The organism is Microbulbifer mixtoriginis (SeqCode), from assembly GCF_052468275.1.
In genome coordinates this window covers 658,483-673,664 of the sequence record NZ_CP174341.1, presented here as the reverse complement: position 1 = coordinate 673,664, position 15,182 = coordinate 658,483, and the positions used below count along the sequence as shown (strand labels likewise).

Here is a 15,182-nt window from a genome sequence, read left to right as displayed (position 1 = left end):
AGCGAATAAATGTCAGAGCAGCAAAGCTATGACTCGAGCAGTATCAAGGTACTCAAAGGCCTGGATGCGGTGCGCAAGCGCCCCGGAATGTATATCGGTGATACCGACGATGGCACCGGCCTGCACCACATGGTGTTCGAGGTGGTCGACAACTCCATCGATGAAGCACTAGCAGGCCATTGCGATGAGATTCGCGTAACCATCCATCCGGATGAATCGATTTCCGTCTCAGATAACGGCCGTGGTATTCCAACAGAAATCCACCCAGAAGAGGGGGTTTCTGCTGCAGAAGTAATTATGACCGTGCTGCACGCCGGTGGTAAGTTCGATGACAATACCTATAAGGTATCCGGTGGTCTGCATGGCGTGGGTGTGTCAGTAGTAAATGCGCTGTCAAAAGAGTTGAAGCTGACTATTCGCCGTGGGGGTAAGATCCATGAACAAACCTATCATCACGGTGTGCCCCAGGCTCCACTGGAGGTGGTGGGAGATAGCGATACCACCGGCACCACCGTGCACTTCAAGCCCTCTGCAGATACCTTCAGCAATATCGAATTCCATTTCGATGTACTGGCCAAGCGCTTGCGCGAGCTGTCCTTCCTCAATTCCGGTGTACGTATTGTCTTGAAGGACGAGCGTAGTGGCAAAGAGGAGGTCTACGAATACGAAGGTGGCTTGAGTGCCTTCGTGGAGTTTCTTAACCAAAACAAAACTCCCATCAACAAGGTGTTGCACTTCCAGAGCCAGCGCGATGACGGCATCGCCGTAGAAGTGGCGCTACAGTGGAATGACAGTTTCCAGGAAAGCATTTTCTGCTACACCAACAATATCCCCCAGCGCGATGGTGGCACCCACCTGGCAGGCTTCCGCGCGGCACTGACTCGCGGTTTGAACACCTATATTGAGCGCGAGGGCCTGGGCAAAAAAGATAAGGTCAACACCACCGGTGACGATGCCCGTGAAGGCCTTACCGCGATTATCTCTGTGAAGGTACCGGACCCGAAATTCTCCTCGCAGACCAAAGACAAGCTGGTTTCCTCTGAGGTGAAGCCCGCTGTTGAGCAGGAGATGGGGCACCACTTCAACGACTACCTGTTGGAGAATCCCCAGGAAGCCAAGTCCGTCGTTACCAAGATGATCGATGCGGCGAAAGCCCGTGAGGCGGCGCGTAAGGCGCGTGAGATGACCCGCCGTAAGGGTGCCTTGGATATCGCTGGTCTGCCCGGAAAACTGGCAGACTGCCAGCAGAAAGACCCAGCCTTGTCGGAAATCTACCTGGTGGAGGGTGACTCTGCCGGTGGTTCTGCTAAGCAGGGCCGCGATCGTCGTACCCAGGCGATCCTGCCGCTTAAGGGCAAAATCCTCAATGTGGAAAAAGCGCGCTTCGACAAAATGCTTTCCAGTGCCGAAGTGGGCACCTTGATCACCGCACTGGGCTGTGGCATCGGTAAGAGCGAGTTCAACCCGGACAAGCTGCGTTACCACAGCATCATCATCATGACCGATGCCGATGTGGATGGAGCCCATATCCGCACCCTGTTGCTCACCTTCTTCTTCCGTCAGATGCCGGAGCTGATCGAGCGGGGCCATATCTACATCGCCCAGCCGCCACTGTATAAGATTTCCAAGGGTAAGCAGGAGCAGTACCTAAAAGATGAGGGTGCTCTGACTCAGTTCCTTACCAACGCCGCCCTGGAAGGCGCCACATTATTTGTGAACCCGGATGCCCCTGGACTATCTGGCGCTTCCCTGGAAAGCCTGGTGGGCGAGTATCGCAGTGTGCTGGCTACTATTGATCGTCTGTCCCGCCTGTATCCAGAAGAGGTGCTGCGCAGCATGATCTACCTGCCCAGCTTGTCTCAGGAAGACCTGCAGTCCCAGGAGAAAGTCGCGGCTTGGAGTGAGAAGCTACAGGAGAAACTCGGTGACGAAGAGAGCGGTGGAACCCGTCGTCACGAAGTGACGGTTCAGGAGAACACCGAGCGCGGCCTATTCCTGCCCCATATCCATATCGTGGCCCACGGTGTCGGCAGTGACTACCTGATTAACCACGAGTTCTTTGATTCCGCCGAGTATGCGTCTATCTGCGCTCTGGGTGAGAAAATGGTGGGTCTATTGGAAGAGGGTGCCTTTATCCAACGCGGCGAGAAGCAGCACCCTGTTGGCAGCTTCCCTGAAGTGATGGACTGGCTGATGGGCGAGAGCCGCAGAGGCTACGGTATCCAGCGCTATAAGGGGCTAGGTGAGATGAACCCGGAGCAGCTTTGGGAAACCACCATGGACCCAGAGAGCCGTCGTATGCTGCAGGTCACTGTGGAGGATGCCATTGCGGCTGACCAGATCTTTACCACCCTGATGGGGGATCAGGTAGAGCCACGTCGCGACTTTATCGAGACCAATGCCCTGGCAGTGGAAAACCTGGATGTTTAAGTCTTCCAGACGCTCTTGCGCTTAAAAATAGATGGATTGCCTGGGGCGGTTTTATACCGCTCCAGGCAAATATCGATCGAAATCACCCCGCCAGCTTGCCTTCCAACTTATCCTCAAGGCGCCTGAATAGACTCACAACAAACTCTCGAAAGACTTTAAAGCGCAGCACATTGCGGTGTTCCGGTGTAGAGACCAGCCACAGATCGTGCAGGCTGGAGGGCTCCGCGCCGGGTAAGCGAATAACACCATTAACCCCATCGGCGAGAAAGCAGGGAAGCCTGGCTAAGCCCAGTCCACTTCTGACGGCTTCTAGCTGTATCAGGCCATGGCTGATCTGATGTTGATAGGGCAAATCCGGATAAGGGGTGTTTTGGGCCCAGTTCACCCTGCCATCCTCACTGCTCCAGCCGAGCCAGCGGCCGTGCTCTGGTAGTGATTCCGCAATATAGGCTGGCGAGCCGTAACAGCAGCTAGGTAGGTTGGTAAGCTTACGGGCAATAAACCTTTCGGGTACCTCTGCATCTTTGGGCAGGATTCTCAAAGCCACATCCGCCTCGTGTTTCTCGAGGCTGAGCACCTGGCTGGTAACTAGGAGCTGTACGTTTATCTGTGGGTAGGCGTTGGTGAACTCATTGAGGTGCGGAATCACAAGATGGGAGGCCACGACATCAGGCATGGTAACGCGTATTTCACCAGAGAGCCGATGGCTACCACCCTGCAAGTGCTTCTGTGCCGCGTCGAGGTACTGCTCTGCGGATTTGGCATAACCGAGCATGGCTTCTCCATCTTCGGTTAGTTGATAACCTTTGGAGTTACGGTAAAACAGTCTGGCTTGAAGCCTCTCTTCAAGAGCGTCAATACGGCGGGATACAGTGGAGTGGCTTACTCCAAGGTCTTCAGCAACGCTGCGGGCACTATGACTCCTGGCAACCGCAATAAAGAACTGAATATCAGTCCATTCAATGGATCCTTTATGCAACACAGTGTCCTATTTTGTTATATTCCGTTGCAAATAGTGTCCAGCTAATCTGTCTCCCGTCAATATTTATTGCACCGAACATCCTGGGAGAATCCAATGAAAATCGTTCAAGTTAAGAGAGAAGTTGCCATAGACCGCCCGATTGAGGAGGTCTGGAAAGTGCTTGCTGTGGATTTTGATACCGCTTACCAATGGATGACGCTGATACCGCATTCCTTTGCCAAAGAGGGTACACCGGTTGGCAATGCCAGTGTAAAAGGGCGTGTCTGTGTAATGACAAATAAAGGCCCCAATGGTCTTGTCGCCGATGAAACCATCACAAGATTTGATGATAAAAAGCATGAGCTGGATGTGTCTGTAGAAACCAAGAACACACCGCCAGGATTTCCGGTGAAGAAAAGTTTATCGCAGTTTAAATTAGAGGCTTTATCCGAAAATGGGACAAGGGTGAGCTTCACTGCGAACATGGAGCTGGGTGCCATTGGTGGCGTACTGAGCCCGGTAGTGAAAAAAATGACGGGCACACAGTTTGGTAAAATGTTGGAGGACCTAAAAAATCATTTGGAAAAAGGCCGGCATCTTACCGGTGAGGCCGCTGCTTAGTTGGCTGAATATTAAGAATATAGTTTTATAAGCCCTTCTGTTTCTGCTATCAGCAAGCAGAAGGGAATGGGAAAAAAGCAAAGAAAAAAATATTTTTTGCAGAGAAATCTGACAAAAGCCAAAATTATGAATTACTAGATCTGCATAAATAAGAACTATTTGATCGCGGAAGAAAAACTAAGGGAAAAAGAAAGTTTTTAGAAAAAAGGCGGAGAAAAAATTCCCCCGCCGATCTATGAATTTATTTCTCCAGTAATAACCCGCACTCGCGATGTTCTTCACCCTTGGTCGGATCGAAATACACATCATTGTCCGGCAGTTCGTTTTCGTAAACGTACTCTTCTACATCAATCTCTTTCAAATGAAACATTGGCGCTACGCGAATGGTGCCGTGATTCCCCTGGGTAAAAACATCCAGGTTTTTACGGTGTGCATTCTGATCGTGACGAATGCCGTTTAACCACACATCCGGTTTCAATTCCTGCATGGCGCGGTTAAACGGCTCGAGCTTGACCGTACGCGAAAAGAAGTCGTGCTCGGGAGTATCCAGGGCTGGAATACCACCGTATACAGCGTTGTAGTGGGCCGCGGACATCTTTGGAGAGTAGGTACGCAGATTGAGGCCCAGCTGTTTTACCACATTTTCAATATGGCGATAGGTCTCAGGAGTGTTGTAACCGTGATCCACCCAGATCACCGGAATATCCGGCTTGGCTCTGCTCACAAGATGCAGAAAGGCCACAGCAAGGGGGCGGAAGTTAGTAAAGACTACCGGGTTCTGGGCCTTTTCCATGGTGAATTGCATGATTTCGCTGGGTTTAGCCTCAGCAAAAGTCTGATTCAATACTGCCAGGTTGGCATTGTGATGAAAGAAGCGGCCTCTCGAAGACTGCAGGGCATTACTGGAAGCGTTGTGTCCCATAAAAATCAGCGCATTGGAAAACTAGAATGGAAGTCATGCTACCCGGATAGCTTGTCGCGTAGAAACAATAAAAAGGAGTGAATCAATAAGCTTCGGTTATAAGTAATGGGTTGAACCTCGGATTTTAGGTTATGAATTCAGGGGCTAAGACCTCCACAGGACATAAAAATCTGATGCTGGCCATATTCGGCATTGTATCCACGCTGTGTTTCTACAAACCCATGTTTTTGCAGGAAATAACGCGTGCGCAGGTTTTCACGAAATACTTGAGCCTGGAGTTGTTTACATCCCCCGGCGACAGCCTGAAGTAAGGTGGCGCCAATACCACAGCCGGTGAACAGTGGGCTAACACAGAGGTGGGCGATGTTATCCCTGTCCACCAGGGTAATAAAAGCCTCTGCAACGGCGCTGTGGCGTCCGGTAAAGACCAGGCATTGGTTGGATCGGCGGCAGTCTCTACGAAATTCACTACGGCGCTGCAGCCAGAACTGACGGGGCAGCGAAGGGTGTGAATTTGTTACAGCGTGTAGCCAGAGCTGTTCCAGCCTATCCAACTCTTTGAGTTCTGCCATTCGTATCATGGGCATTCCCAAAGTGGATACATGGGCCCAATGCTAGTCAGCTCAAAGAGTAGATCCTAGGAAACATCCAGTTATTAGGATAGAAACTAAAAACAAAGAGGTTTTTTCCTCGTAAAGGCGCCAAAAAACAAAAAAATGTTCTGTCATATCCCACCCTTCTAAGTGGTAAAATACAATCATTCTTATTAACAAAAACAATTACAAATTACTTAGATTCATTGGAGGGTTCATGAAGAGATTTTTCCTGTCGCCAATGGCTATTGCCCTGGCGGTTGCTGCCGCAGCTCCCAGCCTCGCTGAGGAACGTTTAGAGAGCGTATCCGTTATTGGTAACTCCGATTCTGTCTCCAAGCTGCCGGGCTCCGCGCACCTGGTTGATGCCGAAGAGCTGGCAAAATTCGAGTTTGTGGATATCAACCGTATGATGCGCTCGGTTCCGGGGGTCTACATCCTTGAAGAGGATGGCTACGGCCTGCGCCCGAATATTGGAATTCGCGGTGCCCAGGGTGGGCGCTCCGCCAAAATTTCCCTGATGGAAGATGGAGTCCTGGTGGCTCCAGCACCCTACTCGGCACCGGAAGCGTATTATTTCCCGAGTGCCGGCCGCATGGATGCCATTGAAGTAGTGAAGGGCCCCGCTGCGTTGCAATACGGCCCATTCACCGTGGGTGGTGCGGTAAATATGTTGAGTACCCCCATTCCCACTTCCAGCCAGGGGATGGTGCAGCTGGAAGCCGGTGAATACGGTGAGACCCGTGTGCACGCACACTATGGCACCAGCACAGAAAATACCGGCTGGCTACTGGAGACCCAGCAACAGTATGCCGACGGTTTCCGCGAAATTGATCGATCTGGCAGTGCAGATATCGCCAAAGAAGACTATCTGCTGAAAGGTCGCCTGCAATCCAATGCGGATGCGACTTACCGCCAGCAGTTGGATATCAAGCTGCAGTACTCCGAAGAGGAGTCTGGCATGAGTTATCTGGGCCTAACGGATGCCGACTTTAAGAAAGATCCGAACCGTCGATACGGTATCAGCGCCCTGGATGAAATGCAGAATCGCCACAGCACTATCCAGCTGAACCACAGCATCGAACTGAGTGACAGTTTTACCCTGCATACCCAGGCTTACTACAACAAGTTTAAGCGCGACTGGTTTAAGGTCAGCGAGGGTGACTTGATAGATGCTGTTAATACCGGCGGCAGTGTTGATGGAGTTCTAGACCCACAGGCGGTATTGGATGGCACTGAGGATTACACCTTCGGTGTTAAGCACAACAACCGTGAGTACGAGGCCAAGGGCCTGCAGATTAGTGCTGATTGGCACTTTAACACCGCTTCCGTTAGTCATGAGTTGACCTTTGGAGTACGCCAGCATCAGGACGAAGTGGATAGATTCCAGCCTGTGGAAAATTATGAGCAGGTTGATGGCAAATTGGTGTATCTGAGCACAGATATTCCCGATATCGTTAAAGAAAGCAGCAATAACCGAATCGAAGAAGCCGATGCAACTTCGTTCTTTATCTACGACGATATCCAGCTGAACGATAAGCTGACTCTCACTGCTGTTCTTCGCTACGAAGATATAGAGACAGAGCAGCAGCGTTATAACGACGCCGAGCGGTCCGAGAAGGGCAGTTACCGCACCAATCAGGTGGATGAATGGCTGCCAGGTTTGGGACTTGTTTACCAGGCAAGCGAACAGTGGAGCCTGCTGGCAGGTGTGCACCGTGGCTTCGCCCCTCCAGGCGCAGGTGCAGCCGATGGCCAGGGGCCGGAGTTATCCACAAACTATGAATGGGGTGCTCGCTTCGATAACGGCAGCCTGAACGCCGAATTGATCGCCTTCTACAGTGACTATGAAAATGCTGTGCAAAACTGCTCGGTGGCGGTGAAATGCCCCAATGGTGCCGAGAGTGGTACCTACCAGTTGGGTGAAGCAGAAATCAAAGGGCTGGAAGCCACCTTTGGAAGTGAGTGGGTGCTCACAAATGGTTGGATACTACCGGTGCGGGCAACCTATACCTTTACTGATGCAGAAATCAGTGAAGATAGTGATGGCAATGACCTGCTTGCCGGCGATAATCTCGAATATCTGCCGGAAAATGTTTTTGCCGTATCCGCCGGCCTCGACAGCGGTGCAGCCTGGCGTTTAAACCTGACCGCGGCTTACCAGGACGAGATGTGTGTGAATACCGGTTGTAACCGGGGGAATACCGATAAATTCGATTACACAGAGTCTCTGTGGGTTGTGGATGCCGCTGCGCACTACGATTTAAGCACAGACCTGACCGGCTACCTGAAAGTGGATAACCTGTTTGATGAGCAGGTGATAATCAGCCGTAGTCCCGATGGTGCTCGCGCCAACCGGCCGCGCACCGCCACACTGGGTATGAAATACGTTTTCTAATCCCACAGAGTGGCAGAGCACTCAATTAGAAACCCCGGCTTTCGCCGGGGTTTCTTTTATAGCGAATAGATGCACGCTACCAGCGGCTGCCGCCCAGGTGGGCAAAGTGAGCCTTAAGGTAGTTGGTCTCAGGAATTGCCGGATGTATTGGATGGTCTGCGCCCTGGCCACCGCTGGCGAGTATTGAAGCTCTACGGCCCAATCGGTGCGCCGCACCGCGTACACAATCGAGCAGTTCCTCCGATTGAAGATGCATAGAACAGGAAGCACTTACTAACAAGCCACCCTTCGACAATAAACGCATAGCCAGTTCGTTTATGTGGCGGTAAGCGGCAAGGCCGGCCTTGTGATCTTTGCGTCTTTTAATAAACGCGGGAGGGTCGAGCACTATGACATCAAACTTCTCGCCCTCGGCCACCATGGCCTTCAGAACTTCTAGCGCCTTACCTTGCACGGTATCCAGTCTGTCGGCAAAACCGTTGTGCTGTGCATTCAATTGACACCAGTCCAGGGCCTGCTGCGAGGCATCTACACAAACCGCGTGACTGGCGCCGTTGGCCAGAGCCTGGATTCCCCAGCCGCCCGCATAGGAGAAAAGGTCCAACACGCGTTTTCCCCGGACCCAGCGATTCAAGAGGCGGCGGTTTTCGCGGTGATCGTAGAACCAACCGGTTTTTTGCCCCTGGTGAACTGGCGCCAAAAGCGGAACGCCATTTTCCTCAAAGGGCACTAGTTCTGGCACTTCTCCGTAAGCAATCTGGTTAATGAGGGGCATATCCTCAACTGCACGGCCCTGGTGATCATTGCGCAGTAAAATTCCTGTAGATTGAGTCAGCTCGATTAACTTATCCACAACCACCTGTTGGTAGCGATCCATGCCCCAGTTGCTGACTTGTACGACTAGATGATCGTTAAAGCGATCAACGACCAGCCCCGGTAGGGCATCGGAATCTCCGTAAACCATACGGTAGCTGGGGTGGTCGAAGTAGCGTTGCCGCTGTAGCAATGCGGTTTGCAAGCGCTCACCAATGTCGTCTTCGGAAAAATTGTTCTTGTGGCTCAATAGGCGGGCGCAGATTAATTGACTGGGGTTGACCCAGGCTGTGCCCAGAAGTTTACCCTGACTATCCAGAACCTGGCACTGGCTCCCCGCTTCCAAGCCTTTCAGCGGGGAGCGCTTGGTGTCCACCTCATTACTGTATATCCACAGGTGGCCGCGCTTTAAACGGCGCTCTGCGCCGCGATTCAATATTAATTCCGCCAATTGGGGTCTCCGTAAGCTGGGGTGATTCGCGGAGGCAATTGTGCTTGGCTCGGGGGATAGGTCAAGGATTTCGAGTCTTTGTGGATAAACAGGATCGATGTGCAGTGATCAAAGAGCAAAGTACGAGTAAAAGTGTGAATAACTAGCTACTGGGTCATCTTGTGGATAACCCAGAGGAATTCAGATATTAAGTAAGCAGAGTAGCTCACTAAAGATGTGAGCACTTACAAACATAATGTATTCTCGACAATAAATGTAGTCACAACCTCTGCAGGAGGATGGGTATTTAGCAGAAATGGTTGGTAAAGTGCGAATTAATCGGCAGAATTTACCGCCAAGATAAAATTGTGCCTTGTTGGCGTTGTGGAAAACTCTATCAATGAAATTGACTCAGGACCAGTCTATTCAAATTGCCATGTTTATCTATCCGGGCGCTTCCAGCTTGGATGTGACTGGGCCACTGGAGGTTTTTGCTCTGGCCAATCATCTCCTCCGTGAGGAGGGGCGTTACCCTTCTGACTTTTACAAAATCCAGTTATTGGCTGAAGAATCCGGGCTGGTACAGATGGGCACGGGTGTAAAGCTGTATGCGGATTGTGGATATCGTGAGGTGAAAGATATCCACACCCTGTTGATGAGTGGTGGGCCGCCTGGAAGTTATAAAGCCCTCTATTCCCAAACAGATATTCTCGACTGGCTGTGTGAACAAAAACAGGTGGTTAAACGGATGGGCTCAATTTGTAATGGTGCTTTGATTTTGGCTAAGGCTGGGGTGCTGGCTGGTCATAAAGCAACTACCCATTGGGCAAATGTGGATGAGCTACGGCAGTTTGCCGATATTGAAGTAGACCCTGATGCGATTTATGTATGTGATGATCATATTTATACCTCGGCCGGTATTACCGCGGGTATTGATCTCGCTCTGGCGTTAGTCGAGGAAGATCACGGGCGTAGTTTGGCACTGGCAATCGCCAAACTAATGGTCCTCTATCTTAAGCGAGATGGCGGCCAGCGGCAATACAGCAGCCACTTGATGAATCAGCAACAGAGTGATCGCTTTGCCAGACTTGTGGAGTGGATTTACCAAAATTTGAATCAGTCTCTCACAGTAGAAAAATTGGCACAGGAATCTGCTATGAGTCCCCGTAATTTTTCCCGCTGCTTTCTCAAGGAGCTGGGAGTGACCCCAGCGCGCTTTGTCGAAAATATCCGTGTGGAAAAAGCCTGCCAGTTATTGTCTGAACAAAACCTGTCGCAGGAAAAAATAGCCTGCCTCTGTGGCTTTCAATCCCAGGAGCAATTGAGACGCACGTTTCGAAGACATAAAGGCATACTTCCCAGTGAGTTTCGTCGGCGATTTCACTAATACTAATATTTTAAATAAAGAAAATCGCCAGTATTTAAATTCCATTTAAAAATAGTCAAATAAATTTTTAACTCTTCTCGAGGTTTACTGCATCTAGGTCATACTTTTTGCGCATCTAATATTTTACGGAATAAGAAAGATTCTTTTCGTTTAAAAATAGGTAATTAGATGCGTAAAATTTTTATAATTTTTTGTGTGGTCATCACACTTCCGGCCCTCGCTCAAAAAGGAGATCGACAAGGTGATATAGAGCGCCTGGACGGTAGTACTATTTCTCAGGATAAATTAATTGAGAAAATTGAAAACCTGAGAAAAGAAAATAAAATTCCCGGTCTGGTTGTCGCTATATTTAACCGACATGAGGTGGTATTTTCTGAAGCACTTGGTTTTGCCAATTTTCCAGAAAAAGAAAAGTTAGATATAGACACTGAAATCTATGGAGCCTCATTGAGTAAAGCTGTTTTTTCAGTATTGGTCATGGCGCTGGTTGAACAGGGGATAATTGATTTGGATAGGCCTCTGCAATCCTACCTAGAAGAACCAATTTGGAAAAATTCTGGTAAACACTGGCATCAAAATTTTACCCATCTCCGCAATGATCCTCGTTATAAAAAAATCACAGCGCGAATGTGCCTGTCACACACCACTGGATTGCCAAACTGGAGGTGGATTGAGCCAGATAACAAACTGAAATTACATTTTGATCCAGGAGAGCGTTATAGCTATTCGGGTGAAGGAATGGTACTGCTACAGTTTGTGCTGGAAAAAATTACCGGAAAACCTTTGGAGAAATTGGCACGAGAAATTGTATTCGGCCCCTATGGTATGACTCATTCCAGTTATACATGGCAAGCGTCCTTCGAAAATAAATATGCTTTGGGTCATCGTTCAGATGGGAGCACCTATCCTCGGGACAAGGATAATTCGCCCAGAGCACCCAGTACCCTAGAGACAAATCCCACAGATTACATAAGATTCCTGCAGGGAATTTTACATAGAAAGAATTTAAGTAGTAATGCCTATCGAGAAATATTTCACCCCCAAGTAAGAATTAAAAGCGAAACTCAATTTGGCCCTGGAGTTCATAGGTTTACTGATGCATACGATTCTATTCAGTTGAGCTATGGATTGGGTTGGGGACTTTTCCATACTGAGCATGGTTGGGCAGCGTTTAAAGAGGGCCATGGCGAAGGTTTTCAGCATTACTCTCTGATTTATCCTAAGGCTGGCACGGGTGTTTTACTGATGAGTAACAGTGATAATGCTGAGGATATATTTGGGCGTTTGCTGGAGTTGACGATTGCGGAGAGGAAGGTTCCTTTAGGTTGGGAAGGTTACTTAGATGTAAATGCTAAGAAAAAGATAAATAGTGAGTAGAAATAGAAAAACTAATCAGAGGATATTTACGTTTTTTTGGTTATCGAGTAAGAAAAAACACTGAGAAAAAGCCATTTATACTATTTGTCCTGGCCGACCATCGGCTAAAAACACCCTCCGCTATTTAGCGGAGGGTGATATTCCTTACTGGGTATTCACCATAACTTCGGTTTCGGCAAATACGGTCTCACCGTTACCGTGGCTGAGAATTCCCAAGGCTCGGGTACCAGGGGAGAGATCCAGCCACTCCAGATTGATAGTGCCACTACTATTTATTTGTGCCTGCGGCGGAGCTGTGAGCTGGGTATTGCCGTTGTCTCCACTCAGGTTAAAGTTAAATAGGGTAAATGGCGTAGGGCCCTCAGCAGAGGCGTAGTCCACTACGAATACCGCATACTGACCTGAGGAGGGATTGACTAAATCGACAGATTCAGCGGAAGTCGGTGAACCGCTGGTGCCCACCTCTGGGAAGTCGGGGCCGGGGCCGTAGACTTGTAAATCCAAGTCGTCGCTGCCACTACCATCGCCCACATCCGCATCAAATAAGGCTACGCGGGCAAGCTTTGTACCCTCCGGAATATCGAAGAAAATCAGCTGGTTTTCTCCATCCTCAACGCTACCAGGGAAAGGTACGCCTTCCGCCAAGCCGTTGATATCCACTTGATAGTTGCCGTTATAACCAAACTGCACGGGCAGGTTTACTGCACCATCACTGCCATCGGCACTGATCTTCTGAGTTGTGGATAGTGGAACCGGGCGTACAGCGATAGGACTGCGTACTTCCTGGCGTAAACCAACGGATTTCCAGCTTAATTCGCCAAATACCCACTCGTTCATGGCCGCTTCTTCGGTAACCGTAAAGGTAACTTCAAACTCGGCGCTATCTCCTTCTCTAAGGCGTAGAGTCCTAGGGTTAACACTGACCTCGACACCTGCGGGTGCCTCTACAGAAGCCCAATACCATCTCTGGCCGCGGCCGACGCTGGTGACACGGCGCTTGATAGTTTGCGTGCCAACCAATTCGCCGATGCCGATTGATGGCAGGTTGAGATCACTGGAATCCAAGGAATAACCAGCGGAAACCAGTCCCTCGCAGGTGCTGGCCTCGATAATCTGCGGCTGATTTTCTGCGCCACAGAGAAAGGCTAGATAGTCGTTGAAACCGGCATCGTAGACTAGACCGGGGTCGAAAGCCGCGGCGGGCACTATAGCGCCTGCACCAATATCGAAGGGATCAGCGGCTTTGGGTCCGAAGGACTTTTGCAGGTCGGTGCGCGCTGTACTCATCAGTGCGGATTTGGCCATGGCCGGGCTCCAGTCCGGATGAGCCTGTTTTAACAGGGCCATAATACCGGCGACATGGGGGCTGGCCATGGAGGTGCCATTTTTGGCGGCGAATAGGTTGCCGCCACTCAGCACCGGTGAAGTACCGGCGAGAATGCCTACGCCCGGTGCTGCCACATCCGGCTTGATAATATCCGTCGCACCTACGTTGTGGCCGCGGGAAGAAAAGCTGGCGATGCGGTCTTCGCGGGAAATCTTCAGCTCTGGATCCAGGGTGCCCGTGACCCCCGAATTCTCAACCAGCATGGCGCCATCCGCATGGCGAATCATCACACCGGGGATCGTAGTATCCGGTGCCGACATAACGATCGGATCCATACGGTCTACAGCACTGCCGTCGTTATAGACAACAATGGCCACTGCGCCGGCGTCTGCAGCATTGTTGTATTTAGTACTGAAGGAGCATCCCCCACGCTTCACCAGCGCGATTTTGCCTTCAATGGCCTCGGAGTTGGTGAGTGCGGAGCAGGCCTCCAGAGGGGCACCCACAACAACAGGTGCCGATAGTAGACCTGCATCTTCCATAGTGATCGGGCCGTTGCCTTCACGGGCATCGTAGGTGCCCACAACCGCTTCAGGGGCATCCACCTGCAGGGCCGTGCCAAAGCTCTGGTCGTCTTCGGCAGCCGCCACTGCGGTAATCCAGGGGACACCGGAAGGCGTGCCCATTGTTTGTGGGCCTGGGCCATCATTGCCGGCAGAAGTGGCAACAAAAACGCCCGCATCGGCGGCAAACAGGAAGGCGATCTCATCAGCACCGGTAAAAACGGTACTGGAGCCACCCACTGAGAAGTTGATGACATCCACACCGTCGGCCACGGCTTCGTCAATAGCAGCCATGGAGTCTGCCGAGGAGCAGCCGCTATCGTCCGGGTCTGGGGCATCCCAGCACACCTTATAGGCCGCGATACGGGCACGCGGCGCCATACCGGTCAGGGTTTTCCCATCTGGGGTCACTACACCGTAGTTCCCTGCGGCAGTGGTGGCGGTGTGGGTGCCGTGTCCGTCCGCATCCCGTGCAGAGAGAAACTCGTAATCCGCCAGAGTCTTGTTGGAGAGGAAGGCGTCTGAAAAAGACTTGGCCTTGATCAGTTTGTTATTGCAGGTAAAGGCGGCGTCACCGGGGTTAAAGTCTGTGTTACCAAACTCACAGCCCTCACCGAAAAAGGATTCAGGCACTGGACCATAGGAAATATTGACGCCACGATTACCCTGCCGTGGCGTTGGAACATCCATCAGGCTCGGGTGTTCTGGATGAATACCCGAGTCGATTACACCCACGACCACATCCTCACCGGTGATTCCCCAGAGCCAGGGACTGGGTGTATTTGTCAGGCCGAGGAAGTCTGCAGTGGAATCGGTATGCATTTTCAGCAGGCGATCTTCCCAGACGCCTTTCACATCTTTATGGCTACGCAGTGCTTCGGCATCTTTTTCACTCATAACTGCGGCAAAGCCGTTAAAGGCCGCCTTGTATTCATGCACTTTGCGTGCGCCGGGCACCGCGGAAAGCACCTGTTGACGACGTGTTTTGAGAAAATCGGAGTAGTGGCGATAGCTACTACTGCGCGGGTCAGCCTTGCGACGTACATTGGACTTAGCGCTGGAGAGGCCCGCGACTGTGCCGCTGTAGGTGGAGAGTGGCTCGCCATCGAGCTGTACGATATAGACCTTTTTATTCTTTTGGATTTCGGGGGTGAGTGTGTCTGCTACTGAGGCTGCGAAACTACTGCCAGAGCACAGCAGGCCCGCAATAAGCGAGGAAATTATTTTTCTTTTCATTGAGTTGTCCCATTTTTTATTTTAACAGGCGGGTAGAGGTGGGAGAGAAAGTGCGCTGTTTATCCAATGTCACTGACACCCAACAAGCCATCCTTGGTCTGGCAGAGCGCGCTTTCACTGGGAT

10 protein-coding genes are annotated in these 15,182 nt (G+C 50.9%); 5 read left to right on the top strand and 5 right to left on the bottom strand.

The genetic code is table 11. The features are described from left to right. Positions 1-9 precede the first annotated feature (9 nt). Positions 10-2,430 (top strand): DNA topoisomerase (ATP-hydrolyzing) subunit B, encoded by a 2,421-nt coding sequence (gyrB, locus tag ACJJIC_RS02990; RefSeq protein WP_444887621.1) that lies wholly within the window; start codon positions 10-12, stop codon positions 2,428-2,430. An 82-nt stretch (positions 2,431-2,512) separates the two neighbouring features. Here the strand turns inward: gyrB and ACJJIC_RS02985 are convergent, their stop codons facing one another. After that, positions 2,513-3,409 (bottom strand): LysR family transcriptional regulator, encoded by an 897-nt coding sequence (locus tag ACJJIC_RS02985; protein ID WP_444887622.1) that lies wholly within the window; start codon positions 3,407-3,409, stop codon positions 2,513-2,515. A 96-nt stretch (positions 3,410-3,505) separates the two neighbouring features. Here ACJJIC_RS02985 and ACJJIC_RS02980 point away from each other — a divergent pair, with 96 nt between their 5' ends. Beyond that, positions 3,506-4,012, top strand: coding sequence for an SRPBCC family protein (locus tag ACJJIC_RS02980; RefSeq protein WP_444883258.1), 507 nt, complete (start codon positions 3,506-3,508; stop codon positions 4,010-4,012). A 241-nt stretch (positions 4,013-4,253) separates the two neighbouring features. Here the strand turns inward: ACJJIC_RS02980 and ACJJIC_RS02975 are convergent, their stop codons facing one another. Next, on the bottom strand, positions 4,254-4,934 hold the full coding sequence (locus ACJJIC_RS02975; protein ID WP_444883259.1) for a phosphoadenosine phosphosulfate reductase domain-containing protein: 681 nt from the start codon (positions 4,932-4,934) through the stop codon (positions 4,254-4,256). A 137-nt stretch (positions 4,935-5,071) separates the two neighbouring features. Continuing rightward, positions 5,072-5,515 carry a GNAT family N-acetyltransferase gene (locus ACJJIC_RS02970; RefSeq protein ID WP_444883260.1) on the bottom strand — a complete coding sequence of 148 codons (444 nt, stop codon included), beginning with the start codon at positions 5,513-5,515 and terminating at the stop codon, positions 5,072-5,074. 229 nt (positions 5,516-5,744) lie between these two features. On the opposite strand from ACJJIC_RS02970, the gene ACJJIC_RS02965 reads away from it, so the two are divergent. Further along, positions 5,745-7,925: a TonB-dependent receptor family protein gene (locus ACJJIC_RS02965; RefSeq protein ID WP_445356435.1), complete on the top strand. Its 2,181-nt coding sequence runs from the start codon at positions 5,745-5,747 to the stop codon at positions 7,923-7,925. Between the two features lie 76 nt (positions 7,926-8,001). Here the strand turns inward: ACJJIC_RS02965 and ACJJIC_RS02960 are convergent, their stop codons facing one another. Then, entirely contained in the window at positions 8,002-9,189 is a 1,188-nt protein-coding gene (locus tag ACJJIC_RS02960; RefSeq protein ID WP_445356434.1) for a class I SAM-dependent rRNA methyltransferase, read from the bottom strand. Positions 9,190-9,568: 379 nt separating this feature from the next. Here ACJJIC_RS02960 and ACJJIC_RS02955 point away from each other — a divergent pair, with 379 nt between their 5' ends. Beyond that, positions 9,569-10,555 carry a GlxA family transcriptional regulator gene (locus ACJJIC_RS02955; RefSeq protein WP_444883263.1) on the top strand — a complete coding sequence of 329 codons (987 nt, stop codon included), beginning with the start codon at positions 9,569-9,571 and terminating at the stop codon, positions 10,553-10,555. Positions 10,556-10,723: 168 nt separating this feature from the next. Next, positions 10,724-11,932, top strand: coding sequence for a serine hydrolase domain-containing protein (locus ACJJIC_RS02950; protein ID WP_445356433.1), 1,209 nt, complete (start codon positions 10,724-10,726; stop codon positions 11,930-11,932). A 144-nt stretch (positions 11,933-12,076) separates the two neighbouring features. On the opposite strand, the gene ACJJIC_RS02945 is transcribed toward ACJJIC_RS02950, so the two are convergent. Continuing rightward, positions 12,077-15,058: a S8 family serine peptidase gene (locus ACJJIC_RS02945; protein ID WP_445356432.1), complete on the bottom strand. Its 2,982-nt coding sequence runs from the start codon at positions 15,056-15,058 to the stop codon at positions 12,077-12,079. Positions 15,059-15,182: the final 124 nt, after the last annotated feature.